General features: G+C 69.7%; 26 protein-coding genes. 12 read left to right on the top strand and 14 right to left on the bottom strand.

Annotation, left to right across the window (positions count from 1 at the left end; translation table 11 throughout):
• Positions 1–201 carry a hypothetical protein gene (locus KAH28_RS12215; RefSeq protein ID WP_290576986.1) on the top strand — a complete coding sequence of 67 codons (201 nt, stop codon included), beginning with the start codon at positions 1–3 and terminating at the stop codon, positions 199–201.
• Positions 202–244: 43 nt separating this feature from the next.
• Here KAH28_RS12215 and KAH28_RS12210 read toward each other — a convergent pair whose 3' ends face one another.
• Positions 245–760 (bottom strand): DinB family protein, encoded by a 516-nt coding sequence (locus KAH28_RS12210; RefSeq protein WP_290576984.1) that lies wholly within the window; start codon positions 758–760, stop codon positions 245–247.
• Between the two features lie 92 nt (positions 761–852).
• Positions 853–1,976 (bottom strand): IS3 family transposase gene (locus KAH28_RS12205; RefSeq protein ID WP_290576983.1). Its coding sequence is split into 2 segments (ribosomal slippage): positions 853–1,724 and positions 1,724–1,976, totalling 1,125 coding nucleotides; the frame shifts between segments, so codons are not numbered across the junction.
• 173 nt (positions 1,977–2,149) lie between these two features.
• Here KAH28_RS12205 and KAH28_RS12200 point away from each other — a divergent pair.
• On the top strand, positions 2,150–2,371 hold the full coding sequence (locus KAH28_RS12200) for a hypothetical protein (RefSeq protein WP_290576982.1): 222 nt from the start codon (positions 2,150–2,152) through the stop codon (positions 2,369–2,371).
• Between the two features lie 98 nt (positions 2,372–2,469).
• A complete protein-coding gene (locus KAH28_RS12195; RefSeq protein ID WP_290576981.1) occupies positions 2,470–2,847 on the top strand; it encodes a DUF6746 family protein in 378 nt (125 codons plus the stop codon).
• Between the two features lie 7 nt (positions 2,848–2,854).
• Here KAH28_RS12195 and KAH28_RS12190 read toward each other — a convergent pair whose 3' ends face one another.
• Positions 2,855–3,256 carry a hypothetical protein gene (locus KAH28_RS12190; RefSeq protein WP_290576980.1) on the bottom strand — a complete coding sequence of 134 codons (402 nt, stop codon included), beginning with the start codon at positions 3,254–3,256 and terminating at the stop codon, positions 2,855–2,857.
• Positions 3,257–3,361: 105 nt separating this feature from the next.
• Here KAH28_RS12190 and KAH28_RS12185 point away from each other — a divergent pair, with 105 nt between their 5' ends.
• Positions 3,362–3,574 (top strand): DUF3185 family protein, encoded by a 213-nt coding sequence (locus KAH28_RS12185; protein ID WP_290576978.1) that lies wholly within the window; start codon positions 3,362–3,364, stop codon positions 3,572–3,574.
• 27 nt (positions 3,575–3,601) lie between these two features.
• Here KAH28_RS12185 and KAH28_RS12180 read toward each other — a convergent pair whose 3' ends face one another.
• On the bottom strand, positions 3,602–4,831 hold the full coding sequence (locus tag KAH28_RS12180) for an MBL fold metallo-hydrolase (RefSeq protein WP_290576976.1): 1,230 nt from the start codon (positions 4,829–4,831) through the stop codon (positions 3,602–3,604).
• A gap of 149 nt (positions 4,832–4,980) precedes the next feature.
• Here KAH28_RS12180 and KAH28_RS12175 point away from each other — a divergent pair, with 149 nt between their 5' ends.
• On the top strand, positions 4,981–5,562 hold the full coding sequence (locus KAH28_RS12175; RefSeq protein WP_290576974.1) for an exopolysaccharide biosynthesis protein: 582 nt from the start codon (positions 4,981–4,983) through the stop codon (positions 5,560–5,562).
• A 73-nt stretch (positions 5,563–5,635) separates the two neighbouring features.
• The gene (locus KAH28_RS12170) at positions 5,636–7,708 is read left to right on the top strand and encodes a S9 family peptidase (protein WP_290576972.1); all 2,073 of its coding nucleotides are present in this window, start codon (positions 5,636–5,638) and stop codon (positions 7,706–7,708) included.
• Positions 7,709–7,717: 9 nt separating this feature from the next.
• Here the strand turns inward: KAH28_RS12170 and phbB are convergent, their stop codons facing one another.
• A complete protein-coding gene (phbB, locus tag KAH28_RS12165) occupies positions 7,718–8,455 on the bottom strand; it encodes an acetoacetyl-CoA reductase (protein WP_290576971.1) in 738 nt (245 codons plus the stop codon).
• Positions 8,456–8,524: 69 nt separating this feature from the next.
• Here phbB and KAH28_RS12160 point away from each other — a divergent pair, with 69 nt between their 5' ends.
• Positions 8,525–9,424 carry an AEC family transporter gene (locus tag KAH28_RS12160; protein WP_290576969.1) on the top strand — a complete coding sequence of 300 codons (900 nt, stop codon included), beginning with the start codon at positions 8,525–8,527 and terminating at the stop codon, positions 9,422–9,424.
• A gap of 40 nt (positions 9,425–9,464) precedes the next feature.
• On the opposite strand, the gene KAH28_RS12155 is transcribed toward KAH28_RS12160, so the two are convergent.
• Both KAH28_RS12155 and KAH28_RS12150 read right to left on the bottom strand, forming a co-directional pair.
• The gene (locus KAH28_RS12155; RefSeq protein WP_290576967.1) at positions 9,465–11,288 is read right to left on the bottom strand and encodes a hypothetical protein; all 1,824 of its coding nucleotides are present in this window, start codon (positions 11,286–11,288) and stop codon (positions 9,465–9,467) included.
• 123 nt (positions 11,289–11,411) lie between these two features.
• A complete protein-coding gene (locus tag KAH28_RS12150) occupies positions 11,412–11,846 on the bottom strand; it encodes a hypothetical protein (RefSeq protein WP_290576965.1) in 435 nt (144 codons plus the stop codon).
• Positions 11,847–12,003: 157 nt separating this feature from the next.
• Between KAH28_RS12150 and KAH28_RS12145 the strand changes: the two genes are divergently transcribed.
• Together KAH28_RS12145 and KAH28_RS12140 are read left to right on the top strand one after the other, a co-directional pair.
• A complete protein-coding gene (locus KAH28_RS12145; RefSeq protein ID WP_290576963.1) occupies positions 12,004–13,077 on the top strand; it encodes a lysylphosphatidylglycerol synthase transmembrane domain-containing protein in 1,074 nt (357 codons plus the stop codon).
• Entirely contained in the window at positions 13,074–15,314 is a 2,241-nt protein-coding gene (locus KAH28_RS12140; RefSeq protein ID WP_290576961.1) for a glycosyltransferase, read from the top strand. The genes KAH28_RS12145 and KAH28_RS12140 overlap by 4 nt, the downstream gene beginning before the upstream one ends.
• Positions 15,315–15,318: 4 nt before the next feature.
• Here KAH28_RS12140 and KAH28_RS12135 read toward each other — a convergent pair whose 3' ends face one another.
• From KAH28_RS12135 to pilV, 5 genes are all read right to left on the bottom strand, one after another.
• Positions 15,319–15,747 carry a GFA family protein gene (locus KAH28_RS12135; RefSeq protein WP_290576960.1) on the bottom strand — a complete coding sequence of 143 codons (429 nt, stop codon included), beginning with the start codon at positions 15,745–15,747 and terminating at the stop codon, positions 15,319–15,321.
• 62 nt (positions 15,748–15,809) lie between these two features.
• Positions 15,810–16,775 (bottom strand): DUF6607 family protein, encoded by a 966-nt coding sequence (locus tag KAH28_RS12130; RefSeq protein WP_290576958.1) that lies wholly within the window; start codon positions 16,773–16,775, stop codon positions 15,810–15,812.
• Positions 16,776–16,841: 66 nt separating this feature from the next.
• The gene (locus KAH28_RS12125) at positions 16,842–18,470 is read right to left on the bottom strand and encodes a PilX N-terminal domain-containing pilus assembly protein (protein WP_290576956.1); all 1,629 of its coding nucleotides are present in this window, start codon (positions 18,468–18,470) and stop codon (positions 16,842–16,844) included.
• Positions 18,470–19,486, bottom strand: a complete 1,017-nt coding sequence (locus KAH28_RS12120; protein WP_290576954.1) for a PilW family protein — start codon at positions 19,484–19,486, stop codon at positions 18,470–18,472. The genes KAH28_RS12125 and KAH28_RS12120 overlap by 1 nt, the downstream gene beginning before the upstream one ends.
• The gene (pilV, locus tag KAH28_RS12115) at positions 19,483–20,004 is read right to left on the bottom strand and encodes a type IV pilus modification protein PilV (RefSeq protein ID WP_290576952.1); all 522 of its coding nucleotides are present in this window, start codon (positions 20,002–20,004) and stop codon (positions 19,483–19,485) included. Before pilV ends, KAH28_RS12120 begins: the two co-directional genes overlap by 4 nt.
• 222 nt (positions 20,005–20,226) lie before the next feature.
• On the opposite strand from pilV, the gene KAH28_RS12110 reads away from it, so the two are divergent.
• Genes KAH28_RS12110 through KAH28_RS12100 form a run of 3 tightly spaced genes read left to right on the top strand, consistent with a single transcriptional unit; the run spans position 20,227 to position 22,377 of the window.
• On the top strand, positions 20,227–20,811 hold the full coding sequence (locus KAH28_RS12110; protein ID WP_290576950.1) for a TetR/AcrR family transcriptional regulator: 585 nt from the start codon (positions 20,227–20,229) through the stop codon (positions 20,809–20,811).
• 19 nt (positions 20,812–20,830) lie between these two features.
• Positions 20,831–21,694 carry a redoxin domain-containing protein gene (locus KAH28_RS12105; RefSeq protein ID WP_290576948.1) on the top strand — a complete coding sequence of 288 codons (864 nt, stop codon included), beginning with the start codon at positions 20,831–20,833 and terminating at the stop codon, positions 21,692–21,694.
• Positions 21,691–22,377, top strand: coding sequence for a glutathione S-transferase N-terminal domain-containing protein (locus KAH28_RS12100; RefSeq protein ID WP_290576946.1), 687 nt, complete (start codon positions 21,691–21,693; stop codon positions 22,375–22,377). The genes KAH28_RS12105 and KAH28_RS12100 overlap by 4 nt, the downstream gene beginning before the upstream one ends.
• Before the next feature lie 10 nt (positions 22,378–22,387).
• On the opposite strand, the gene KAH28_RS12095 is transcribed toward KAH28_RS12100, so the two are convergent.
• Together KAH28_RS12095 and KAH28_RS12090 are read right to left on the bottom strand one after the other, a co-directional pair.
• Positions 22,388–23,182 carry an alpha/beta fold hydrolase gene (locus KAH28_RS12095; RefSeq protein ID WP_290576944.1) on the bottom strand — a complete coding sequence of 265 codons (795 nt, stop codon included), beginning with the start codon at positions 23,180–23,182 and terminating at the stop codon, positions 22,388–22,390.
• 91 nt (positions 23,183–23,273) lie between these two features.
• A complete protein-coding gene (locus KAH28_RS12090; RefSeq protein ID WP_290576942.1) occupies positions 23,274–23,792 on the bottom strand; it encodes a YIP1 family protein in 519 nt (172 codons plus the stop codon).
• Positions 23,793–23,903 lie beyond the last annotated feature (111 nt).

The raw sequence follows: 23,903 nt of genomic DNA, 5'->3' as shown, positions 1-23,903 counted from the left end.
ATGCGCCGCAAGCTGATGCGCTTCCAGCGCAAGTACCTCAGCGGCGAACGCAACGCCGAGGCCTTCCGCCACTGGAAGACCTATCGCCTCTTGCGCCTCGCCCCTGCCGAGGCCGCCCCTGAAGTCACTGCCGACAACGGCAGCGGGCTGAAGGCCTTCGCGCAGAACGTGTTGCTGCCGCTGGGAATCTGCCTGGCCTGAGCGACCGGCTCCCGCGGGCACGCCCTGCAGCAGGGAACACGCGTCAGGAACGTGCGCCCACTGCGGCCTCCGGCAACCAGATGAGATCGGTGACGCCCGGATCGTGCCCCAATTGCATCAGCAGCGTGGTGAGCTGGCCGCGATGGTGCGTCTGGTGGTTGAAGAAGTGCGAGACGGTCAAGGCGTAGGGATAGCGCCTGGGCTCGGGGTTGACCATGCTCGTGTAGCAAAGCTCGCCTTCCAGTGTTTCGGGGCTAAGGCCCTCGACCCACGCAATGATGCGGGCGTCCTCGCGCTCGCGCTCGGCGCGCAGCGTGGCGAAGTCGGCGTAGAGCTCCTGGTCGAGCGAATCCGCCACGAAGGGCTCGCCCAGGAAGCGCCCCATCCAGACGCGATCGGCCAGCAGGATGTGATTGAGCGTGCCGTGCACGGAGCGGAAGAAGGCGCCCATGTCGCGTCGGCGCTCCTCTTCGGACAGCGTCGCGCAGCGTTCGTAAAGCCGCTCGTTCATCCAGCGGTTGTAGGCCGCCATGCGGCGCGCGTGCTCCAGCAGACTCATTTGTCCTCTCCCCCAACCAACTCGCCGACCGTGTCTGCACCGCCGGAATCATGCCGAGGCAACGGCCGGACTGACAAGTGACCTGCCTGCCTTTATCGGCCCACTGATTCCTGGAATCCGGCCTCGGGTTGGTGGGTGTTGCTCAGGGTAGCCTTGTACTCGTTCGGTGTCCGGTAGCCAAGGCTGGAATGCGGCCGGACGGCGTTGTAGTGGCGGCGCCATGCTTCGATGATGACCCGGGCCTCCGTGCGGGAGCGGAACCACTCCATCGACAGGCATTCGTCGCGCAGCTTGCCGTTGAAGCTCTCGTCCGTGCCGTTCTGCCAGGGCTTGCCTGGCTCGATGTGTGCGGTGTCGATTCGGGCGTCGGTGATCCATTGCAGGACGGCGCGAGAGACGAACTCTGGCCCGTTGTCCGATCGAATAATCTGCGGTGCACCATGCCGGCAGACCAGTCGGCTCAGCATTTCGATGACCCGCGCGGAGCGAATTGAGCCAGCCACATCGATGGCCAGGCACTCCCGGGTGTACTCGTCGATGATCGTCAGACACTTGAGCTTCTGGCCATTGGCGCAGGCGTCGAACACAAAGTCATAGGCCCACACCTGGTTACGCATGCTGGGTGCCAGTGGCCTGGGGCGAGAAGCGGCCACGCGCTTCCTCGGTCGCTTACGGGGCACCTGGAGGCCGGCCTTGCACCAGAGCCGGTGGCAGCGCTCGACGCTCATCGGATGACCTTCTCTGGCCAGGAATATCCGAATGCGCCGGTAGCCGTAGCGCGGATATAGGGCGGCCAGCTGGCGCATGGCAGCAATGACTGGGGCATCTCGCTTCTCCAGAACCGACTCATAACGCAACGTGGATCTCGCAACGGCAAGCAGCGCGCACGCTCGCCTCTGTGACACACCGAGTCGGACCGCGTGCTGCACGGCCCGTCGGCGTGCGGGCGCGCCTAGAATTTTCCCTTGGCGATGTCCTTGAGCGCGTCGACCTCCAGGTCGCGCTCAGCCAGTAAGCGCTTCAGGCGCGCGTTTTCTGCCTCCACAGCTCGAAGCCGCTTCACATCCGCGGTCTCCAGCCCGCCAAAGCGCTTGCGCCAGGAATACAGCGTCTGCTCGCTGACACCGTGCTGCTTGGCGACCTCGCTGACCGGCCGGGCATCCGTCTCCCGCAGGATCCGTACCATCTGCTCTTCGCTGAATCGACTCTTCCTCATCTGCCTCTGCTCCGTGTGCAGAGGCCATCTTCTCAAGTTTCCGATGGGCCGAGAAACGGCAGGCAGGTCACAAGCACGGCAAGGCGTCCCGATCGCAGCCTCGGAAGGCCGCCACAGCTTGACCATTGCCGTTCAGCTGCGCAGCCTGCTGACTGGTTCTCTGTGAGACTGCCATGCGCTTCGTCTACAGCTTGCTGATCGTCGTCTTCGCGGCCGTGGTCGCGATCTTCGCCTTCCAGAACCTGAAGCTGGTGACGATCAGCTTTCTGGCCATGCGTATCGAGCTGCCGGTGGCGCTGCTCGTCGTGGGCGTCTACTTCCTGGGGCTGCTGACCGGCGGCGCCCTACTCGCGCTGGTGCGCAGCATGCTGCGCGGAGCGCGCCAGCGTCGCTGACATGCACACCGACGGAGCGGCCGGCAAGCGCAGGACGGCGCTGGTGCACACCGATCTGCGATATAATTATGATTCTCATTCGCGCTAAAGGAAATGCCATGCGCCCCTCGCTCCTCATCCCCGCATTCGCTCTGCTCTGCGCTGCCACGGCCGCACAGGCGGACGACGACCGGCCGGAACACTTCGAAGGCGAGCGCTCCGAGACGATCGCCGAAGCGCTGACACATCTGCGCGAATACAACGCCAAGCTGAGCACCATCATCGAGCGCGACGAGCTCACCGCCAGCGAGATGACCGAGATCCACCAGCTTTCCTACACCCTCGAGAACGCGCTGGCGCGTATCGAGGACGAGGTCGAGGAACTCGCCGAGGTGCTGGAGGAAGTCCACATCGCCTCGGAGGAAATGGATCGCGAGACCGTGCGCAAGCAGGCGCCGGCCTATCTGACCGGCAGCGAGTCGCTCTACACGCGCTAGCTCGGCCTCAGTCGGCGATTCGGCGCAGCTTCTCGGCGGGCACTACCGGCGACAGGCGCTCGATCAGAGCGCCTTCGGCGTCGAAATGCAGCAGCATGCCGGGCCGGGCATCGTGTTGCGCGATGAAGCGCGCGGCATCGGGCCGGCCCGTGTTCGCCACGAGCACTTCCATGCCCGGCTGCAGCGCGTCGCGCGCGGCATCCAGCTCGGCAGCCTGGTCGCCGCTGACCACGAGATCGGCGTCGTAGACCAGCACCAGCGCCGGCCGGCCCTGGCCAATGCGCGAGAGATCCGCCGGGTAGGGCTGCGGCAGAAGCCACCAGACGGCGGCGGCCAGTGCACCGAGAAACACGACGGTGATCGCCACGCGCCGCATGCGCGCGCCTGTTGAAGCTTGCTCCTGCGCCACGGCCTTGGCCTCCCCACCGAATGATCAGCGGCCATGTTAGCCGCGACGCGGTCCAGCGGTCGCCAGAGCAGCTAAGCTGCAAGCACAACCAGTAGGGAGAAGATCATGAGCACCGGACGAATTATCGGCATCGCGCTACTCGTGGTGGGCGTCATCCTGCTCTACTTCGGCTACAACGCCACGCAGTCGGGCGCCGAGCAGATCGGCGAGGCGATTACCGGCAACTACAGCGACGAGACGATCTTCTATCTCGCCGCGGGCGCGGGTTCGGCCATCGTCGGGCTGTTGCTCGCCGTCTTCGGCGGCCGGCGCGGCTGAGCGCTCGCCGGCAGCGCGGCGCCGCGCTCAGGGCTGCGCGCAGGAGGATCCGGGTGAAGGCAGCTTCCAGCGCGGGGCATCCACCGCGAAGACCCGCGGCTGCATGAAATCCTGCGGATCGCGCAGATAATCCAGCTCGGGCGGATGCGCCAGCGTCGCAAGTTCGTCGCGCCAGGGCTGCTCCAGCGCCGCCGCACCGGGGCCGATCACCGGTGCCCAAGCGTCGTGATGATTGGGCAGGCTCAGCTTGGGATGCGCGTGCTCGACATAGAGCCGCGCGTCGCGCATGGCGCTGGTCAGCATGCCGAAGCCGACGATGGCGCCCACCTGCACATCCACGCAGTCCGGGAAGCTGTTCAGGGCCTGGCGGATGGCGGCCGCGAAGGGCTCACCCTCGTCGATGGGGCCCGAGGAGTCGTGCCAGAGCAGGCCGAAATCGCCATCGCGGAAGTGATAGGCCCAGGTGCCACCGTTGGGATCGCCGAAGCCGCCGTCGTCGGTCAGTGTCAGCGCGAAGCGCGTGACCTCCTGCGGATCGGTATTGAGGTTGAGCAGATAGGTCAGCAGATCCGGCACGAAGAGCTGCGGCGTGCCGCCTTCGAGCAGATCCATCGGATCGGCCGCCGAGTGCACATGCTGCAGCACGTGTACCGCCGGCAGATCGGCGAAGACGCGGATCGGCTGCACCGTGCCGGGCTCGGGTTCGCCCTCGCTGCCCAGCACCAGGCAGGGGAAGGGAAGATCCGGCCCGTCGGCGGCACGCTCGCGCGCCAGCGCGCAGACCGTGTCGCCGGCCACCAGCGCCGCTCCGGTGCGACCGGCAATGTAGCCGGCGTCGGCGGCGTGATCGAAGTGGCCGTGGCCGATGAAGATGGCCTCCGGCTGCAGCGCCACCAGCTCCTCGCGGCCGATGGGCACCGTGTCCGCGTGCAGGCCGACGCTCTCCCAGGCGTCGAGCAGCACCAGATGCCCGCCGATGCTCATGACGAAGCTGGATACGCCGTACCACCACAGCCGCACCGCGTCGGGGTCGGTCGCGCCCGGACCGAGGATCGCCTCGCGTGCGGCCTGCGTCTCGGCATCCACGGCCGGCGCCGGTGGCAGCGGCTGCCACTGCGCAGCCGGCACGTCGCCGCGATTGGCCGGCGCGCCAGCGCCCGAAGTGCCGCTGCTGCCACCGCAGGCTGCAAGCGTCACTGCCGCCAGCAGCGCGGCGGTGCATGCCCCCTTTTTCCAGAACACCGAAATGATCCCCATGACACATTCTAGCCATTGCCAGCCGCCGCACAGGCATCCGACTATCGCGCTCAACATTGCAAGGCTCAGCCGATTCGCGCCACGCTGCGGCGCTAGCGGCGGCGGCGCGCGTGCCGGACGCGGCACGGCACAGCGAGGGAACGCGGACATTGCCCGATAACATCACCAGCGTGCTGGACCGCCTCGAAGAGCAGACCCAGGACGCGACCATCGTCCGCGTCGCGGATATCCTGGAGGCCTTCTCGGGGCGGCTCTTCGGCCCGCTGCTGCTATTGCCGGCGCTGATCGTGATTTCGCCGCTGGGCATGATCCCGCTGGTGCCCACCGCCATGGCGGTGCTGCTGGCGCTGATCGCCGGGCAGGGGCTGCTGGGGCGCGGCCAGCCCTGGGTACCGCGCCAGCTGCGCGAGCGCAGCGTCGAGCGCGAGCGCCTGCAGCACGCTTTTTCCCGCCTGCGACCGTGGACGCAGCGGATCGACCGCCTGACGCGGCCGCGACTCGAGGCCCTTGTCACGGGACCGATGCAGCCGGTGCTGATCCTGATCGTGCTGCTGCTGGCCGGCGTCATGGTGCCCCTGGAGGTGCTGCCCTTCGCCGCAGCCTTGCCGGCGCTGGGCATCGCCCTGCTCGCAATCGCCATGCTCGGCCAGGACGGCTTGCTCGGGGCGCTGGGTTTTGCTGCGGGCGGCGGCTCGCTGATCGCACTGCTCTACCTGCTGACCAGCACCTGAGCGACGAGCTCCGCGAGGCGATGGGCGGCACGATCGGCTGCACAATGGGCGCCCGCTTCAGCACGCAGCCCCGATGACGCCACCAGCGAGCCACCCGCCTTCCCTCCAGCCACCGCGCCCGGCGCAGCGACCGCGCGAAGTCGCGGCAGCCGGCGGCACGCGCGTCGACCCCTACTACTGGCTGCGCGACGACAGCCGGGAGAATCCGGAAGTCATCGCGCATCTCGAGGCCGAGAACCGCTACTTCGAGCAGGCCACGGCGGATCAGCAACCCTTGCGCGAACGGCTCTTCGCCGAGATGAAGGCACGCATCAAGGAGGACGACGCCGGCCCGCCCGAGTTCGACAACGGCTACTGGTACTACAGCCGTTACGAGGCCGGCCGCGACTACGCCATCCACTGCCGGCGCCAGGGCACGATGGACGCGGCCGAAGAGATCCTGCTCGACGCCAACCTCGAGGCCGAGGGCCACGCCTACTACCGGCTCGGCGCGATGGAAGTCAGCCCGGACAACCGCTGGCTGGCCTGGACCGAGGACTGCGTCGGCCGGCGCCAGTACCGGCTGCGCATCCGCGATCTCGCCACCGGTGCGACCACCGCACCGCGCGCCGACAACATCCAGCCCGATCTGGCCTGGGCCTCGGACAGCCGGCGGCTGCTCTATGTGCAGCAGGACGCCACCACGCTGCTCGGCAATCGCGTCTTCATCGTGTCCCGGGAGGCCGACGCCGAGCCCGCGCTGATCTACGAGGAGGGCGACGACAGCTTCTTCATGGGCGTGCACCGCGCTCGCTCCGGGCGCTACGTCTTCATCACGCTACAGGCCACCGAAACCTCCGAATGGCGCTTCGCCCCGGCCGATGCGCCCGAGATCGGCTTCGCCCCGGTCATCCCGCGCACCGGCGGCCACGAATACGACGTCGAGGACCACGGCGACGATATCGTCATCCGCAGCAATGAGGACGCCCCCAACTTCCGCCTGCTGCGCGCGCCGCTCAACGAGGGCGCCGAGCGCGCGCGCTGGCAGGAGATCGTGCCCCATCGCGACGACGCCCTCGTCGAAGGCTTCGAGTGCTACGACGACTGGCTGGCGATCGAGGAGCGCGTCGGCGGTCTGCTGCGCCTGCGCCTGCGGCGCTGGGACGGTGGCGACGAACGTCTCATCGCCGGCGACGACACGCCCTCGGCCATTCATCTGATCGGCGCGCCGGAGCCCGCCAGCCCCACCGTGCGCTATGCCCAGTCCACGCTCACCACGCCGGAGACGATCTACGACCACGAGCTGGCCTCGGGCAGCCGCACGCTCGTCAAGCAACAGCCGGTGATGGGCGATTTCGATGCCGCCGACTACAGCTCGGATTACCGCTGGATCGAGGTACGCGACGGCGCGCGCGTACCGGTGTCGCTGCTGCATCGCCGTGACACCCCATTGGACGGCAGCGCGCCGATGCTGCTCACCGGCTACGGCGCCTACGGCATCTGCCTGGATCCGGGCTTCTCCAGTCACCGCCTGTCATTGCTCGACCGCGGCTGGGTGATCGGCGTGGCGCATGTGCGCGGCGGCGAGGACCTCGGCCGCGCCTGGTACGACGCCGGACGGCTGGCCCACAAGCCCAACACCTTCCGCGACTTCATGGACGTCTCGGACACGCTGGTGGCCGAAGGCGTCTGCGCCCCGGATCAGCTGCACGCCACCGGCGGCTCGGCGGGCGGGCTGCTGATGGGCGTGATCGCCAACGACTACCCCTCGCGCTACCGCAGCATCTCGGCGCACGTGCCCTTCGTCGACGTGCTGACCACGATGCTCGACGAGAGCATCCCGCTGACCACCAACGAATTCGACGAGTGGGGCAACCCCCAGCGCCCGGACGACTACGCGACCATCGCGGCCTACTCGCCCTGCGACAACATCCGCGCACAGGCCTACCCGGCGATGCTGGTGACCTCGGGACTCTGGGATTCGCAGGTGCAGTACTGGGAGCCCGCGAAGTGGGTGGCGAAACTGCGCGATCACCACACCGGCGATGCGCCCATCCTGCTGCACACCGAGATGGAGGCCGGCCACGGCGGCCGCTCGGGGCGCTTCCAGCGTCTGCACGAGCTGGCGCGCGACTATGCCTTCGTGCTCGCGTTCACCGAGCGCTGATGCGCCCGGTCAGAAGCCCATGTACAGGCCGCCGTTGACGGGGAGATTGGCGCCGGTGACGTAGCCGGCGCCGTCGTCGCACAGGAAGGCGACCGCGCGGGCGACCTCGGCGGGCTCGCCGAGGCGGCCGGCCGGAATCTCGCCGGTGATGGCCTCGAGCACGTCGGGCCGCATGCCGGCGGTCATCGCCGTGGCGATGTAACCCGGGGAGACGGTGTTGGCGGTGACGCCGTAGCGCGCGCCCTCGCGCGCCAGGCTCATGGTCAGCCCGTGCAGCCCCGCCTTCGAGGCCGCGTAGTTGGCCTGACCGAACTGACCGCGGCTGCCGTTGACCGAGGCGATGTTGACGATGCGTCCGAAGCCGCGCTCGCACATGCCGGCGAACAGCGGCTGCGTCACGTGGAAGGCGGCGTCCAGGTTGGCCGCCATCACCTCGCGCCACTGCCCCGGGGTCATCTTCGCGAAGCGGGCGTCCCGCGTGATGCCGGCGGCATTGACCAGAATGTCCGGCGTGCCGGCACGATCATGCAGATCGGCCAGCGCCGCCTCGGCCGCGACAGGATCGGCGAGATCGGCCAGCGCGACTTCGATGCCGGCGCCGTCGCCGGCCTGCCATGCGGCCACCGCATCGGCATCGGCGGGGTGGCCCAGCGCCGCCACGCGGCAGCCCCGGCCGGCCAGGGCAGTGCAGATGGCGCGGCCGATGCCGCCGGTGCCGCCGGTCACGTAGGCAATGCGCTGGGTCATGAGGCATCACGGATGGGATCGGGCCCGCGATGCTACCCGAAGCGCGTGACCGTGCGGTCCGTACACTGGATGCCCGCTCCGCTTCCGCCACCCGACGTGCTCTTCCGCATTCTCGAGGTCACGGTGCCGGTATTCGGCATCGTCCTGATCAGCCTGGCCTACGCGCGCTGGCGACCGGTCGACATGTCGGCCGCCAACCGGCTCAATCTGGTGCTGTTCATCCCGGCGCTGATCTTCCATGCGCTGGCCGAACGCACCGAGGGCGAGCTGGCGCTCGGCGCTGCCGCGCTCGGCGCCGCGGTCATCGTGCTGGGTTCGGGGCTGCTGGCCTGGCCGGTGGCGCGCACCCTGGGCTGGGCACCGCGGACACTGGCGCCACCGGCGATGTTCAACAACTCGGGCAACATGGGCATGCCGCTCGCGGTGCTGGCCTTCGGCGAAGCGGCGCTGCCCATGGCGGTGGTGCTGCTGGTGACCACCACGGTCCTGCAGTTCACCGTCGGGCTGATCGTGCTCAACGGGCGGCTGGACATCGGTGCGCTGCTGCGCAACCCGATGCTGCTGGCCACTGCCGCCGGTCTCGCCGCGATGGCGCTGGACTGGCGCATCCCGGCGCTCATCGAGCCCGGCATCGCCATGCTCGGCGATGTCGCCATCCCCCTGATGCTGGTGGCGCTCGGCGTGCGACTGTCCGAGGGCGGGCTGGGGGCGTGGCGCATCGGGCTGGTCGGCGGTCTGCTGACGCCGCTCACCGGCCTCGCCATCGCGCTGCCCTGGATCGCGTGGGCGCAGCCGCCGGATGCGCTCGCCGACAACCTGCTGCTCTATGCGGTGCTGCCGCCGGCCGTGATGAACTTCATGCTGGCCGAGCGTTTCGGACAGGAGCCCGGATCGGTGGCGTCGATCGTGGCGATCGGCAACGCGCTCTCGCTGCTGATCGTGCCGGTCGCGCTGTGGTGGCTGCTCTAGGGTTGCGGGCGGCGCCTCCGGGGAAGCGCCGCCCGCGCCATCAATCCGCCGGCGCGAAGGCGGCGAAGCCGCCGAGCGCCTCTTCCAGCGCACTCTCCAGCGCGTTCACGGTGAGGGACGGATCGCTCTCGGTGAAGCCGGTGAACACCGCCGAGAGCAGCGCGGCCAGCGGGTTGTCCCCGAGCACGCCGAGCAGGGTGTTCACGAGATCGCCGAGCAGATCGAGGAGCGAGCCGAAGAGTCCGCCATCGGCTTCCTCGACGATGCTCGCGAACAGGCCCTCCAGCGACGCCGCCAGATCGGCGGGCGCGTAGGCAGGTACGTCGTCGCCGCCGAGCGCCCCGGCGTACTCCGCCAGCAGGGCCGACAGCGGGTTGTCCGCGAGCAGCGCCAGCAGCGTGCCGAGCGCCTCGGGACCGGAACCGGGCGCGCCCGCCGCGGGGTCCAGCCCCTCGGGTGCGAGCGCCGTCAGATCCTCGGCGGCCGTGGTCAGCGCGTCGGCCAGGCTGCCGAAGCCCTGCGGCCCGTCGCCCGCCAGCACGGCCGCGAGCAGATCCGCACCGGCCGCCGGATCGGTGAAGTCGAAGTCGCCCCCGGCCGACGCCACCAGCAGCCCGAGCACGTCGCCCAGCACCGGCACACCGGCGAGCTGCGATGCCAGGGCGTCGGTACCCGGCTGGGCTCCGCCCAGGAGCGCCTCCAGCGGATTGGCACCACCGGGAAAGCCGTCGATCCCGCCGGCGAGGAAGTCCGGGAAGGTCGCGCCGGCGCCTCCGCCCAGGGCTTCGGCGATGGCCGCGAAGAGCGGCTCGAGGATCAGGCCGAGTCCCTCCGCCAGCTGCCCCTGCGCGGTCTCCACCAGCGCCGGGACGGTACCCGTGGCGTCGAAGACGGTGGCGGTGGCGAGCAGGTCGGTCAGTGTCAGCGCGATGGCGTCGGCGGTGCCCTGACCGTCGAGGCTGCCGGCATCGCGCAGCACCTCGGCGAGGTCGGCCAGCAGCACCGCGGGCGCGCGCGCCAGCGCGACGAAGGCTTCGGCCGGGAAGGCCGGCGGCAGGGCATCGAGATCGGCCGGCACCATGCCGGGGAAGCTCTCGACCACATCGACCATGCCGGACAGGGTGTCGGCGATGCCCGCGAGGCGATCGGTGAGATCGGCCAAGCCTTCCAGGCCGATGGAATCCGGCCCGTCGAAGACCAGTGTCAGCTCGGCCAGCTGCGTGACCAGGGTTTCCGACTGGGCGGGGAGTGCCGCGGCGAGCGGGCTGCCCACGAATGCGGCGGCCAGCGACTTGGCGCCGCACTGCACGGCATGGGCGGTGCCGTCGAGGGCGTCACCACCGGCTGCCGGGTCCTGCTCGGTGAACAGCACGGTGCCGGACGCGGCGAGGGCATCGACGATGTCGAGGAAGCGCGCCGTGCCCACGACCAGATCCTGCGCGGCCGGGCCGACTTCCGGAATCGCCGCGAAGTTGCCGCCGAGCTGGTCGACCATGGCCGACTGCACGGGATCCAGCGCACCCGCCATCGGGCCCGAGGCGGCGAGATCGCACTGCAGCGCGGCGAAGGCGGGGATGTCGTCGACGCCGGCGGCATCATCACCGCCACCGCCATCGTCGCCACTGCCGTCGTCATCGGCACCATCGTCCGAGCCGTCATCGGCGCCGTCGTCGGACCCGTCATCGTCGGCGCCATCATCGCCGGCACCGCCGTCATCGTCACCGCTACCGGCGTCGTCGCCGCTACCGTCGTCCACCTGCGAGCCGCCGTCATCGCTGGACGGAAGGCCCGAATCACCGCCGCTGCCGCAGGCACCGAGCAACAGCGCGAGCGCCAGGACGAGAAGAGAATGCTTGCCGATCATGGGGGCGTACCTCCGGTTGTCTCACTCCGGCGGTCACGCTATCGGTCGACAGGCGATCCGCCCGTCACTTGCCGATGAGCGGCCGCTCCGGCCGTCATCGGCGGTGCCGCGGATCGGCGCCCTTCAGCCCGCCGGCATCAGCAGTCCCCAGAGGACCAGCGCGAGCATCGCCGCGAGCAGCGTGAGCACCACCCGCAGCACGAAGCCCGGCAGGGTGCGCAGGGCGCCGCGCCAGCCGCGTGAGCGCATCAGATGGACCGGCACCGCCAGCTCGACGAGCACCAGACCGCTGACCGATGCCGCGAGCGCACCGTCCGCTCCCCAGCCGCGATCCTGCGCGTCGGCATGGATCCAGAGCGCCGCGAGGGCGTTGAACGCGGCCTTGAGCAGCGCACGCATCCAGACCGGTGCCGAGCCGTCCGGATAGCCCAGCAGGTACAGCACCAGCATCGCGCAGAGGCCGATCCAGAAGGCCCATGCGGCGAGCCGCGCCCGCGGGCGGGCGGCGGCCCCCGAGAGCGGGCCATCGGCGGGGGCGGCGGGCTCGGGAACGGTCACGGGAGGCGGCGCTCGTCGGCAGCGGGACGGGCGCGACGGTAGCAGCCGCAGCCGCCGGTCGCTACGGGTTATCGTGGTGCTCTTGCCCGCCGCCTGCGTCCCGCCCCGTGCCCCACCGATTCATGCCCGTGCCGCCACGGGCCCGCCGTTCCCGCGCGTGGTGAACGCGTCGCATCGCTCCGAGGCGGACCGCGCCGAGAACGCGCTCGGCTTCCGGCGTCTGTTCGGTTTCTCGCTGCTGTTCATCGTGCTGAGCGGTCTGGGCGCCTATGCGGTGTACGCCCAGGTGGCGGGGCACAGCATCTCGTGGGACGGGCGCCTGCTCGCGCCCGGCGTCGTCGGGACCTGCCTGGCACTCCTGCTGGTCTACTTCGCGGCCGACGGCCTGCGCCTGTGGTTCACGCTGCGCGCGCTCGGCGAGGAGGTGCCACTGGGCAGCATGGCCCGGCTGGTCTTCCTCAATCTGTTCGTGTCCAACGTCACCCCGATGGCGACCGGCGGCGGCATTGCACAGGTGTGGTTCCTGCAGCGGCGCGCGGTGCCCATCGGCACGGCGCTCACCGCGACCACCATCCGTACCGCGCTGGCGGTGCTCTTCATATTCGGCGCCACGCCGATCCTGCTGCTGACGATGCCCGGCGCCGACGGTGCCGCGGCGGATCGCGCCATCCTGCTGACACTGCTGGCCTGCGGTATCGGCTATGTCGGCTTCTTCGCCGTCGTGCTACTGGCACCGCGATGGCTCATGCGGCCGCTGCTGGCCACGCTGAAGACCGCGCGGCGCTTCCACTTCATCAGCCGTGCCCGCCACCTGCGCTGGCGGCGCGCCGGCGTGCGCGAACTGCAGCGCTTCGCGCGCGGCTTCGGGCGCTACTTCGCCGGCCGGCGCCGCGACATCGCGGGTTCATTCGCCTGCACCGCGATCTTCCTGCTGACGCTGTTCTCCTTTCCGGCGGTGCTGTTCGCCGGCCTCGGCTACGACCTCGACTACTGGCTGGTGATCGGCCGGCTGGTGATCACCACCTTCGTCATGTACTTCTCGCCGACACCGGGGGCCTCCGGCATCGCCGAAGGTGTCTTCGGGCAGTTCTTCTCCGATGTGGTGGGGGCTTCGCACCTGGTGCTGGCGACGGTGGCCTGGCGCGCGCTGACCATCCATCTGGGCATGGCGATCGGCGTGGTGGTCGCGCACCGCGAGCTCGCGCGCCCGTCGGGCGGGGCACCGCGATGAAGGTGCGCCGATGGATCACGCCGGGCCGGCTCAAGCTGGTGTTCTGGCTCAATCTCGCGCTGATCGCCTGGCTGGTGGGGTATCGCAGCTACCTGGCCTTCATCGAGCAGGAATTCACCTCGCTGCATGCCGAGCAGATATCGCGCATCCGCGACACCGTCGGCGCCGACGACACCATGCGCTTCGCGGTGGTCGGGAACATCAAGAACTCGGTGGGCCTGTTCGAGCGGCAGATGATCCCGATGCTCAATGCCAGCGAGGCCGAGTTCCTGATCTCCGCCGGCAATGCCGTGGGCAGCGGCGGCGAGGACAAGTACCGCGCGCTGCACCGCTCGCTGGGCAACCTCGCCATGCCCTATCTGCTGACCGTGGGCAACGACGAGGCCGGCGGCCTCGGACGCATCCATTTCTACGATCACTACGGCCCGTACTTTCACGCTTTCCGCGCAGGCAATGGCCAGTTCATCTTTCTCGACAGCACCGACCCGGACAGCTACGCCTATCAGCTGATGTGGCTGGAAGCGCGACTGTCCGACCCGGGGCCGACGCATCACTTCGTGTTCGTCAGCCGGCCGGTGCTTCCCCCCAGCAAGGAGCCACCGCTCAAGCTCGTGCGGGAGGATCTGCGGGGCACCCGCTTCGGCGAGCGGCTGCAGGCGCTGTTCCGCGCCCACGGGGTGACCGCGGTGTTCTCGTCCGAGCGCAGCCTGTTCGACCGGCGGGAGGTCGACGGCGTGCCGTACATCGTCACCGGCGGTGCCGGCGGGCTGGTACTCAACGATGACACCAGCTACTACCACTACGTCGATGTCGCCGTGGAAGGGGAAGCCGTGCGCATCGGCGTCGAGCGCCTGGACATCGGCCAGCACCCGGTGGGCAAGACGCTGGAGAGCCTGTGGCTGTTCGTGCACTCGCTGTTCTACGTCGGACGCCTGAACTTCCTGCTGCTGCTGTCGGCACTGGTGGTGGTCGGCATCAAGCTCTACACGAGCATCTTCGTGGAGCGCGACTACTACCGGAACTTCGATCTCGACATCACGCCGTATCGCGACCGACCGCTGCGCGTGGCGATGGTCACCAACAACTATCTGCCCTTCATCGGCGGGGTGCCGCTGTCCATCGACCGTCTGCGGCGCGGCCTGCGCGCGCTCGGTCACCGGGTGCTGGTGCTGGCGCCGCGCTATCCCGGCAGCGGCGAATCGGACGGCGACGACGTCCGGCGCGTGCCGTCGACCCCGACGCTGAGCCGGCGCAACGATTTCCGTCTGGCGAACGTGCTGTCGCCGGTGATCGGGCGCAGCCTGCGCGAGTTCGAGCCGGAGGTCATCCACATCCATCACCCGTTCTGGCTGGGCTGGGCGGCGCTGATCCACGCCAGGCGACTGGGCGTGCCGGCGGTGTTCACGTACCACACCCGGCTCGAGCACTACGCCCACTACGTGCCGCTGCCGGGACCGCTGTTCCGCAACCTGGTGTCGCACAGCCTGGTGCGGCGCTTCGCCAACCAATGCGCCGGCGTCATCGTGCCGACCGCGTCGGCCGAGGAGTACCTGCGCCTCATCGGCGTGCAGACCGATACCTTCGTGCAGCCCACCGGCATCGACTACGAGCGTTTCCCGCACCGCGACGAGGACGCCATCGCGGCGCTGCGCGAGCGCTTCGCGCTGGGCGACGGACCGGTGCTGGTCAGCGTGTCGCGCCTCAGCCAGGAGAAGAACATCGACTTCATCCTGGACGGCCTGACCGAGCTCGGCCGCCAGACGGAGACGCCGTTCCACTGCCTGATCATCGGCGACGGCGACGAGCGCGAGCGCCTGCAGGCGCGCATCGACGACGAGCCGGCGCTGGCCGGCCGCGTGCACCTGACCGGCTCGGTGGCGCCGGACGACATGGTCCACTACTACCAGCTCGGCGATGTCTTCCTGTTCGCCTCGCGCTCGGAGACGCAGGGCATGGTCATCCTCGAGGCCATGGCCGCGCACCTGCCGGTGGTGACCGTGCGCTCGAGCGGCATCGACGATGTCGTGCAGGACGGCGTCAACGGCTACAAGACGCCGTGCCAGGTCGCGCAGTGGACCGAGCGCCTGCGGCTCCTGCTCGAGGACGACGCGCTCCGGAAGGAGATGGCCGACGCCGCCCAGCGCTTCGCTGCCGACTTCGCTGTCGAGCGCTTCGCCGGCGATGTCGCGGAGATCTACGCCCAGGTGCTGGCGGCCTACCACCAGCGCCGGTCGTGACGCTTCAGCCCGGGTCGGCGCCGTACTGCGCGAACACCTCGGCGCCGGTCAGCCGCGGCGTGTCGTTGGCGATGCGGTAGTACGCGGGCTGCTCGTCGACGAAGATCTGCTTGGTGAACTGCCATTCGGCGTCGCCGTCGATCAGATCGACCGGGACCGCGTACTCGCCGCTGCCCTTGAGGCGGTAGAAGAGATGCGTGCCGCAGTGGCGGCAGAAGCCGCGCTCGGCCCACTCCGAGGAGTCGTAGATGCTGATCTCGGCCTCGCCCCTGAAGCGCACGTCGGTGGTGGCGTCGAGCACGAACAAGGGGCCGCCGCCCCACTTGCGGCACATGCTGCAATGGCACGCGTCGACATGCCGGGTGTCGGGACGCACCGACACGCCGACCGTTCCGCACAGGCAACTGCCGTCGTAACGCTCGCTTTCGCTCATATCGCGCTCTCCGGTGGCATGACCCGCACGTTAGCGACACCCGGTGACACGCGCAATCGTGCTCAGTTGTCGGCGGCGCGCACGTACCCCAGGATGGCGTCGCGCGCCGCCCGGCGCATGGCGTCGCCGTCGTGCGGGGCCTCCGCGAACTGATCGGCCTGCTCGAACATGACCTGGAACAGGCGCTTGCCGTCGACCTCGGCCGCCATCGGGACGCGCGCCCGGTCGGCGAGCAGCTCCCGCCAGACCTCGCGGACCTCGGCCCAGTAGGCGCGCGTGCGCGTCCAGTAGTCGCGCCCCGGACTGAAGTCGTGATCCGTGATGCGCCGGTAGCGATTGAGGCCGGCTTCGCGCACCACCGCCCGGTCGGCCGGCGCCGCGGTGCGGTCGACCTTGGTGTTGTCCTGCTCGTGTGCCCATCCCCACGGCGTGATGATGTGGCGGTTGATGCCGAGCAGCAGATCGTAGTCGTCACGGCTCGTGCGCTCGCGCCGCGGCAACGGCCGCCGGGTCTCGCCGGATGTCCAGATCGAGACGCCGTGCGCGTGGCGCCAGCGGCCGGTGCCAGCGTAGCGCGGCGAATCGTCGACCTGCCAGACGGTCTGCGTCCAGGTACCGCGCACCGTCTCGGGCGCACGCGTCACCCGCTCCCAGGTGCGGTCGCCGGCGTAGGTCCAGCTGGTGGTGCGCTGGTAGTGCCAGTCCTGGCGCCAGTGCTTCACCACGTGCCCGTCCATCACCAGAATGTGCTGGAGCGCGACGTGGCGCGGCGTGTCGGCGATGACCAGCACGAGCTCGTGGCCACCCGAGCGCTGCGGCTCGCGGAGCTGATAGCCGGATCGCAGCGACAGCGTCTCGTCGAAGCGGAAGCGGACCTCGAACTCGCCGGCCATGTCGAGGATGGCCTTGCGGTCTCGCGGGTCGGGTGCGGACGCGGCATCACCGCCGGACTGCGGGCGCTCGGTGACCGCGGCGCAGCCGCTGATCAGCAGCGCGGCACAGGCGGCGGCAAGCAGCGGGCGGGGCATGGCGTGGCTCCGTTCATTCGAGAATGATTATCATAAACGAATCGGTGCCACGCACCCGGGACGGCCTCAGCGCATGAGTTCGCGCCAGCTCACGCGTCCCGGAGCGACGCCGTCGCACCGTCCCTGCTGATAGGCGAGCGGATTGTCCGCGCCGGGCTCGACCTGATCGTCGAACAGATCGCTGACCGTGCCGAGGATGTTGTCGAGGAGGTTCGCGAGCGGGCTCAGCACGCCGCACAGGAGACCGCCGACCAGCCCGCCGGCATTGCAGCTGCCATCGGCGAGCAGATTGACCGCGGCGCCCAGATTGCCCAGCAGGTTGCCGACCAGGCTGCCGTTGCCGAGGAGGCCGTTCAGGCTCGAGAGCGCGCCGCTGTCGAGCGATGCCTTGATGCTGTTGCCGCCGGCGATGTCGTAGTGGTCGTTGCCGCCCACGTCCACCATCACCGGCAGCTCGACGAAGCCGTCGCCCATGGCGCGCACGCGATAGCGGTCGTCGCCGCCGAGATCGGCCGTGACCAGAGCGGCACTGGTGGTGTCGGTATGGATGTCGTAGCGGTCGTTGCCGCCGCCGTCGACGATGATCGACGCGTTGAGCGGCAGCACCGGAAGCAGGCCCGACGGTCCGACCAGTGCCTCGCCCGCGTTCACCACGCCCTCGAGGATGGTGTCCAGCGGCGTGTCGGGCAGCAGGCTGCCGACCAGCCCGGTGACCACGTTGTCCAGCACGCTGTCCTCGGTCTCGCCGGCAGCGGTGTTGATGCAGTACTCGGTATCGGACATGAAGCGGCCCGAGACATCGAGGGTCGTGATCACGGTCGCGGTGGTGCCGGGGTTGTCCACGGTGATGCGCTCGATGCGGTACGCCTCGAGCGCGCGCTCCAGTCCGAGCACCTGCGCGGTCACATCGAGCAGATTCGACACCCCCGGCGCGTAGCCGAGTCCGAGCACATCGGCCACCACCACCACATCGGTGCCGCCGGTGCCCTGGTAGGCCAGCGTGACGGGTGCGCCCGCATCGTTGCACTGATCGGGCACCCAGCCGCCCAGCGAGATGTCGAGGTCGGGCGTGCCGCCGAAGGCGCCGCGCGCGGTCACGATGCCGTCGCCGATCGCGACGACGTTGACCGCATCGTTGCCGGTGATGCGGATGGTGCGCGTGAAGCTGCGGCGGAAGCGGCTCTGCACCACTGCCCGGGCACCGCCGTCCACCGCGGCAGCGGCGGTGACGCGGAAGATGATGCTGTGCGTTTCGGGCTCGACGCGGTCGATCGCCACGGTATAGCGCGGCGCCTCGCCGACCCCGGCGAGCCTGTGGCCGTAGCCCTGCGCCTGCGCCCAGCTCTCGGCGTTCCACGGGTCGGGAATGCCCTCGGCGCCATCGTCCCAGATACGGACGAACCCGCCGTCGGTCACGGGCAGCTGGTGGCTGTCGCCGTCCGGCGGCAGCACATCGTCGATGCCGCACCCGAAGGCCATGTTGCGGATGCGGCGCTCGCCTTCCAGGAGCGCCGATTCGGCGGCCTGGAAGGCAAGGTGGCGGGTCTTGACCGCGCCCGCCATGCCGAGCTGCAGGGTGCTGCCGCCGGCGGCGGCGAGACCGGTCACGGTCACCACCAGCAGCAGCGTGAGACAGACGATGAGGGCGGCACCGCGCTCGTTGCGCGGCACCTGCCGATGAGTCGCTCGTGGCATCACGGGGCACCTCCGCTGTGGTTGCGCAGCGATACGGTGGTGGTGAAGGCGCGCAGCACGCGCCGGTCGTCCGAGGTCACCTCGGCGTTGTCGAAGACCACGCTCTGCGCCGTCGGTGACAGGCCGTTCTCGGCCGTCTGCAGCAGCAGGCTGACGCGCACGCTGACCACCCGCCGCCAGTCGGTCACCGCGGCGGCGCGCAGATAGCGCTCGGCGCTGCCGTCGCCGTCGTCGTCGGTGCCGTAGCGGATGCGCATGGCACGCACGTCCTCGACGACCGCCTCGGGGCCGTCACCGGCGTCGCGATACAGCACCGGAACCGGGGTGCCGTCGGCGTGCAGGTCATCGTCCTCGGCAATGAACCAGGTGAGATTGCGGATGACCACGACGCGATCGCCGGCCGCGTAGCTGCCCTGCAGATGCGGCGAGACATTGAAGTTCGCCGCGTGCGCGAGCGTGACCTGATCGCTCTCGTCCTCGGTCTCGGCCGGCGTATTGGTGATGCGGAAAGTGTCGGCCTCGCTGCAGTCGGTGACGGTCACCACGTCGCCCTGCTGCAGATGGAGGACGTTGCCGCCGACCTTGAGGTTGGCGCTGCCGCCGCCGGGGACCGTCTGCACGCGCAGCGAGCGTTCCTGAGCATGGCGCAGGCGCAGCGCGTCGCTGCCGGCGAGCGCGCCCTGGGGCGCGACGTCGCGGATGGTGGCGGCATTCCCGAAGTCGAAGGCGGGATCGGGATCGCCGTCCGGATCGGCGACGTTGTTGTGGAAACTGATGTTGTCGATGGTCCCGCAGTGCGAGTAGCCGGCCATGCGCAGATCGCGCGCCACCATCTCCATCGCGAAGCGGGCGTTCTCCTGCAGGCGCGCCATGTTCTCCTGCAGGCGGTAGCTCTCCTGCGTGCTGAGCAGCACCTGGATGGCACCGCCGACGAGCACCAGGCCGAGCACCATCGCGATCATCAGCTCGACCAGCGTCATGCCCGCCTGCGCCCGACGGGAGGCGGCCCCGTTCACAGCTGCACCTCGGTGACGACGAGATCGTGGCCGTCGCGGCCCTCGCCATCGCGCGCGTCCCAGCGCACCACCACGCGGTAGATGCCGTCCGCGCGCTGCGCGACGGTGCCGTCGCCGCCCGGAAGACCGCAGGCCAGCGCCTGCAGCCAGAGCGCGACATCCTGCTGCGCGAGATCGCCCTGCATGACCACCGGCGCGCAGGCGGCGCGCTCTTCCGCATCGGCGAAGTCCGCACGCAGATAGTCACCGTCCTCGGCAGCATCCGGGTTGGCGCGCATGCGGTCGATGATGTCCTGCGCCAGGATGGTCGCCTGGCTCTGGAAGTACGCCTCCTGGGTCATGCGCAGCCCCGCCATGTGCAGGTTGGCGATGCCGAGCAGTCCGATCGAGAGGATGACCAGGGCCACCATGATCTCGATCAGGCCCACCCCGCGCTGGACCGACACCGGCACGCACGCACCGGTCCGCGCCGTGGCGCGGCGGATGGAGCGGTCGGACATCGGACGGGCTTGGCGCATGACGATCACGATGCGATGAGCGGATGGTCATGGTTGGCCCGCAGCCGAATCGCATGTCAGGTCGGGGAGTCACGCGGCGCCTGACAGCCGACGGACGGCCTCAAGTTCCGGCAAATGACGCCGCGCAGGTCGCCCTGCCGCCATCGGGACGCCCCCGAACGCCGTTGACATTCACTCCCGCCGCGCCAATACTGGACTGATCGGTCCATATTGGAGAGGGGTGTGGCACGCACGCGCGCATTCGATGAAGCACTGGCGCTGGACGGCGCCATGCACCAGTTCTGGGCCGCCGGCTACCACGGCAGCTCGCTCGCATCGCTGCTCGCTGCCACCGGCCTCAGCAAGAGCAGCCTCTACGACACCTTCCACAGCAAGCGCGCGCTGCTGCTCGAAGCGCTGGCGCGATACGAGCGCTTCATCTGCAGCGAGAGCCCGATCTCGCCGGTGATGCGGCCCGAGGCCGGTCGCGCCGACATCGAGTCGGCGCTGCGCGATTACGTGACATGGGCCGCGTCGGCGGACGGCCGCTACGGCTGCTTCGCGAACAACTGCATCGCCGAGATCGGTCCGCACGACGCCGAAGTCCGCCGCGCCGCGACCGCCATTACCGGTCGCATCGAGCAGGCCTTCCACGACGCCATTGCGCGCGGCCAGGCCGCCGGTGACATCCAGCGCCGCGATCCGCCGCGCACGCTCGCGCGCTTCCTGCTCAACAACGTCGCGGGGCTGAGCCTGGCGGCGAAGTCCGCACCCGATCGCGACCGCCTCGACGACATCGTCGGCGTCGCGCTGCACAGCCTCGACTGAGGCACCACAGGAGCCCGCCGTGACCCGTGCCAAATCCCTGTTCATCACCCTCTACCTGATCGCCGCCATGGCGGGCACCGCCGTCGCGATCTACGCCGTCGCCCGGCAGGGCGCGAGCTCGCCGTGGCTCGGCGCGCTGCTGGTCTGCGGCGCCCCGGCCCTGTTCTTCACGCGGATCTTCGTGCGCCCGACGCCGCGCACCTCGCGCCATGTGCCGCTCCTGCTCCTGGCCGCGCTGGCCGGCAGCGCCTGGAGCATCGCAGCGGGCGGCGGCTGGGCGGCGGCGGTCGCCGTCGGCGTCGGACTGATCGGCACGCCGCTCTACCTGTTCTGGTATTCGCGCTTCGCCCGGCCGGAGACGGCGACGCTGCGCCCCGGTACCGCACTGCCGGCCTTCACGCTGCGCGAGGACGGCGCCGAGGTCGGCAGCGCGACGCTCACGAGCCGGCCGGCGCTATGGATCTTCTATCGCGGCAACTGGTGCCCGCTGTGCATGGCGCAGATCCGCGAGATCGCGGGGCAGTACCGCGCGCTCGCCGAGCGCGGTGTCGAGGTGCTGCTGGTGAGCCCGCAGCCCGAGGACAACACGCGGGCGCTGGCAGCGCGCTTCGACGTGCCCATGCGCTTCCTCGGTGACCCCGGCAACGCCGCCGCGGAACGGCTCGGCATTCTCGAACGCGCCGGTCTGCCCGCGGGCATGCAGGCGCTGGGCTACGACGAGGATGTGCCCCGGCCCACGGTACTGCTCACCGATGCCGGCGGCCGCATCCTGCACGCCGATCTCACCGACAACTACCGCGTCCGGCCGGAGCCGGCGCAGTTCCTTGCCGTGCTCGACCGCCACGGCGTCGGCACCCCTTCCCCGACACGGAGCGCCGCATGATCGATCTCTACACCGCCGCCACACCCAACGGCTGGAAAGCCTCCATCACGCTCGAGGAGCTGGGCGTTCCCTATACCGTGCACCCGATCGCGCTGGCCGAAGGCGCACAGAAGCAGCCCGAGTATCTGCGCATCAATCCCAACGGACGCATCCCCACCATCGTGGACCGCGACGCCGACGACTTCGCGGTGTTCGAGTCGGGCGCGATCATGATCTACCTCGCGGAGAAGCACGGTGCGCTCATGCCCAGCGACCCGAAGGGCCGCTCGCGGGTCATCCAGTGGCTGATGTTCCAGATGGGGGGAATCGGCCCGATGCAGGGTCAGGCCAACGTCTTCCATCGCTATGCGCCGGAGAAGATCCCGTACGCCATCGACCGCTATCAGTCGGAAACCAAGCGGCTCTACCGCGTGCTCGACACGCGCCTGGCCGACAGCGAGTATCTCTGCGGCGATTATTCGATCGCCGACATCGCCAACTGGAGCTGGGTATCGCTGCACTTCTGGGCCGGCGTCGACATCGACGACCTGCCGCACCTCCAGCGCTGGGTCGCGGCCATCCGCGAGCGCCCGGCCGTGCAGCGCGGCATCGCCATCCCGGAACCGATCAAGCTCGACGACGGCGGCGAGGAAGTGCGGAAGATGGCGCAGTCCATGCTGCAGACCGGCGCCGGGGCCGACTAGCTCCGCGGCGTCAGGCCGCCGCTTCGCGCGCCTCGAGCCACGCCATGATGCGGTCGGCAACGGCTTCCCAGCCGGGCTCCAGCATCATGTCGTGCGCCATGTCGGGGAACATCACCGGCTCGGTGCCGTAGGCGCGCGCGGTCTCGGCAACCTGGGCCGGCAGGAAGATGGTGTCCTGCCCGGCGCCGATCACCAGCATCGGCGTCGACACGCGCTTCGGTCGCGGCAGCTCCAGCGCCAGCATGCCGAGGAAGGCGCGATAGGACTCGTCCTGCATGCAGGCAGCGTAGTCCGCCACCTGCGCGTCGGGCATTGCGTCGGAGAAGAAGGCCCGGCGCACCAGCGCGGGCGTCTCGACCACCGGCATCAGGCTCATGCGCAGGTTCATGCGCGCGAAGGCCACGGGCCGGTGACGCAGGATGTCCAGCGCCACGCGCCACACGCCGGACGGCGGCATCGACGCCATCAGCACGGCGGCCGGCGCGGCCGCGCGTTCGAGCAGCTTCTGCACCGTGGCGCCGCCCATCGAATGCCCGACCAGCACCGGGGGCGCCGACAGGTGCGACGCGGCCTCGGCGACATCGTCGGCATAGTCGCTCAGGGTGTTCCAGCGCAGCCGGCTGCGCCCTGCGCTGGCACCGTGCCCGCGCAGGCTGACGGCGTGCGCCGAGAAGCCGTTGCGCGCGAAGCGGTCGAGAAAGCCGCGATCCCAGCACCAGGCGCCGTGCCACGCGCCGTGCACGAACAGCACCGGGCGCGGGTAGCGCAACTGCTGCGGTTCCCGCGAGATCAGTTCCAGTGTCACGTTGCCGCCCCCGTGCGATCCGATGCCCGGCGCCAGCTTACTGCACGCCGCTGCATCCCGGACCGCCGGGGGCGAACGAAACGAGGGTCTATCAGCCCACCGAGCCGACGCCGAGCAGCGCGTACACCGCCAGGTTGATCAGCCAGCCGATCACCACCACCACGATGGCGCGCCAGGTCTGCGAATAGTCCAGCGCCTGACGCACGGCGACGACCACGGCCACCAGCTGCCAGATGCTGGTGGCGAGCACGATGAGCGGTCCGAGCACGGGAATGAACCCGAGCACGCGCAGCACGCCCGGACTCTGCGCGAACCCGGTGGTGCGGGCGACCTGTCCCCAGTCCGCCTCGGTGGTGGATTCGGGCAGCAGCTTGGTGCCGATCAGCCAGATGAGTCCGGCCCAGATCGCCCAGCCGATGACGGCCGCCAGGATGCCGACGACCACGCCCGAAATGCCGCCGTAGCCGATGGTGCCGATGCCGGTGGCCAGCGCGACCAGCACCACGACGCCGAGCGCCTGCATGGTGGCATCGCGATCGGCCTCGACCTCCTCGTAGGTCGCCACGTCCAGCTTGGCCGCACCGAGCATGCGGTCGGTGAAACTCGCCATGTTGATCCCCTTTGTCGAGAGTTCAGCGTTGCAGACCCTACTGTGACAGCCCGAACGCGCGGTGAATACTCCCCGGTCAGCATGACGCGCACGTGGCAGGCATGTCCGTGT

This window comes from Algiphilus sp. (genome assembly GCF_023145115.1).
Lineage (GTDB): Bacteria > Pseudomonadota > Gammaproteobacteria > Nevskiales > Nevskiaceae > Algiphilus.
The sequence above is the reverse complement of the archived record's forward strand: the minus strand, read 5'-3'. Positions and strand labels throughout refer to the sequence as shown.

Coding starts and splice junctions, on each gene's coding strand:
- KAH28_RS12215 (WP_290576986.1), top strand. CDS start 1: ATGCGCCGCAAGCTGATGCGCTTCCAGCGCAAGTACCTCAGCGGCGAA.
- KAH28_RS12210 (WP_290576984.1), bottom strand. CDS start 760: ATGAGTCTGCTGGAGCACGCGCGCCGCATGGCGGCCTACAACCGCTGG.
- KAH28_RS12200 (WP_290576982.1), top strand. CDS start 2,150: ATGCGCTTCGTCTACAGCTTGCTGATCGTCGTCTTCGCGGCCGTGGTC.
- KAH28_RS12195 (WP_290576981.1), top strand. CDS start 2,470: ATGCGCCCCTCGCTCCTCATCCCCGCATTCGCTCTGCTCTGCGCTGCC.
- KAH28_RS12185 (WP_290576978.1), top strand. CDS start 3,362: ATGAGCACCGGACGAATTATCGGCATCGCGCTACTCGTGGTGGGCGTC.
- KAH28_RS12180 (WP_290576976.1), bottom strand. CDS start 4,831: ATGGGGATCATTTCGGTGTTCTGGAAAAAGGGGGCATGCACCGCCGCG.
- KAH28_RS12170 (WP_290576972.1), top strand. CDS start 5,636: ATGACGCCACCAGCGAGCCACCCGCCTTCCCTCCAGCCACCGCGCCCG.
- phbB (WP_290576971.1), bottom strand. CDS start 8,455: ATGACCCAGCGCATTGCCTACGTGACCGGCGGCACCGGCGGCATCGGC.
- KAH28_RS12160 (WP_290576969.1), top strand. CDS start 8,525: ATGCCCGCTCCGCTTCCGCCACCCGACGTGCTCTTCCGCATTCTCGAG.
- KAH28_RS12155 (WP_290576967.1), bottom strand. CDS start 11,288: ATGATCGGCAAGCATTCTCTTCTCGTCCTGGCGCTCGCGCTGTTGCTC.
- KAH28_RS12140 (WP_290576961.1), top strand. CDS start 13,074: ATGAAGGTGCGCCGATGGATCACGCCGGGCCGGCTCAAGCTGGTGTTC.
- KAH28_RS12135 (WP_290576960.1), bottom strand. CDS start 15,747: ATGAGCGAAAGCGAGCGTTACGACGGCAGTTGCCTGTGCGGAACGGTC.
- KAH28_RS12130 (WP_290576958.1), bottom strand. CDS start 16,775: ATGCCCCGCCCGCTGCTTGCCGCCGCCTGTGCCGCGCTGCTGATCAGC.
- KAH28_RS12125 (WP_290576956.1), bottom strand. CDS start 18,470: ATGCCACGAGCGACTCATCGGCAGGTGCCGCGCAACGAGCGCGGTGCC.
- pilV (WP_290576952.1), bottom strand. CDS start 20,004: ATGCGCCAAGCCCGTCCGATGTCCGACCGCTCCATCCGCCGCGCCACG.
- KAH28_RS12100 (WP_290576946.1), top strand. CDS start 21,691: ATGATCGATCTCTACACCGCCGCCACACCCAACGGCTGGAAAGCCTCC.
- KAH28_RS12090 (WP_290576942.1), bottom strand. CDS start 23,792: ATGGCGAGTTTCACCGACCGCATGCTCGGTGCGGCCAAGCTGGACGTG.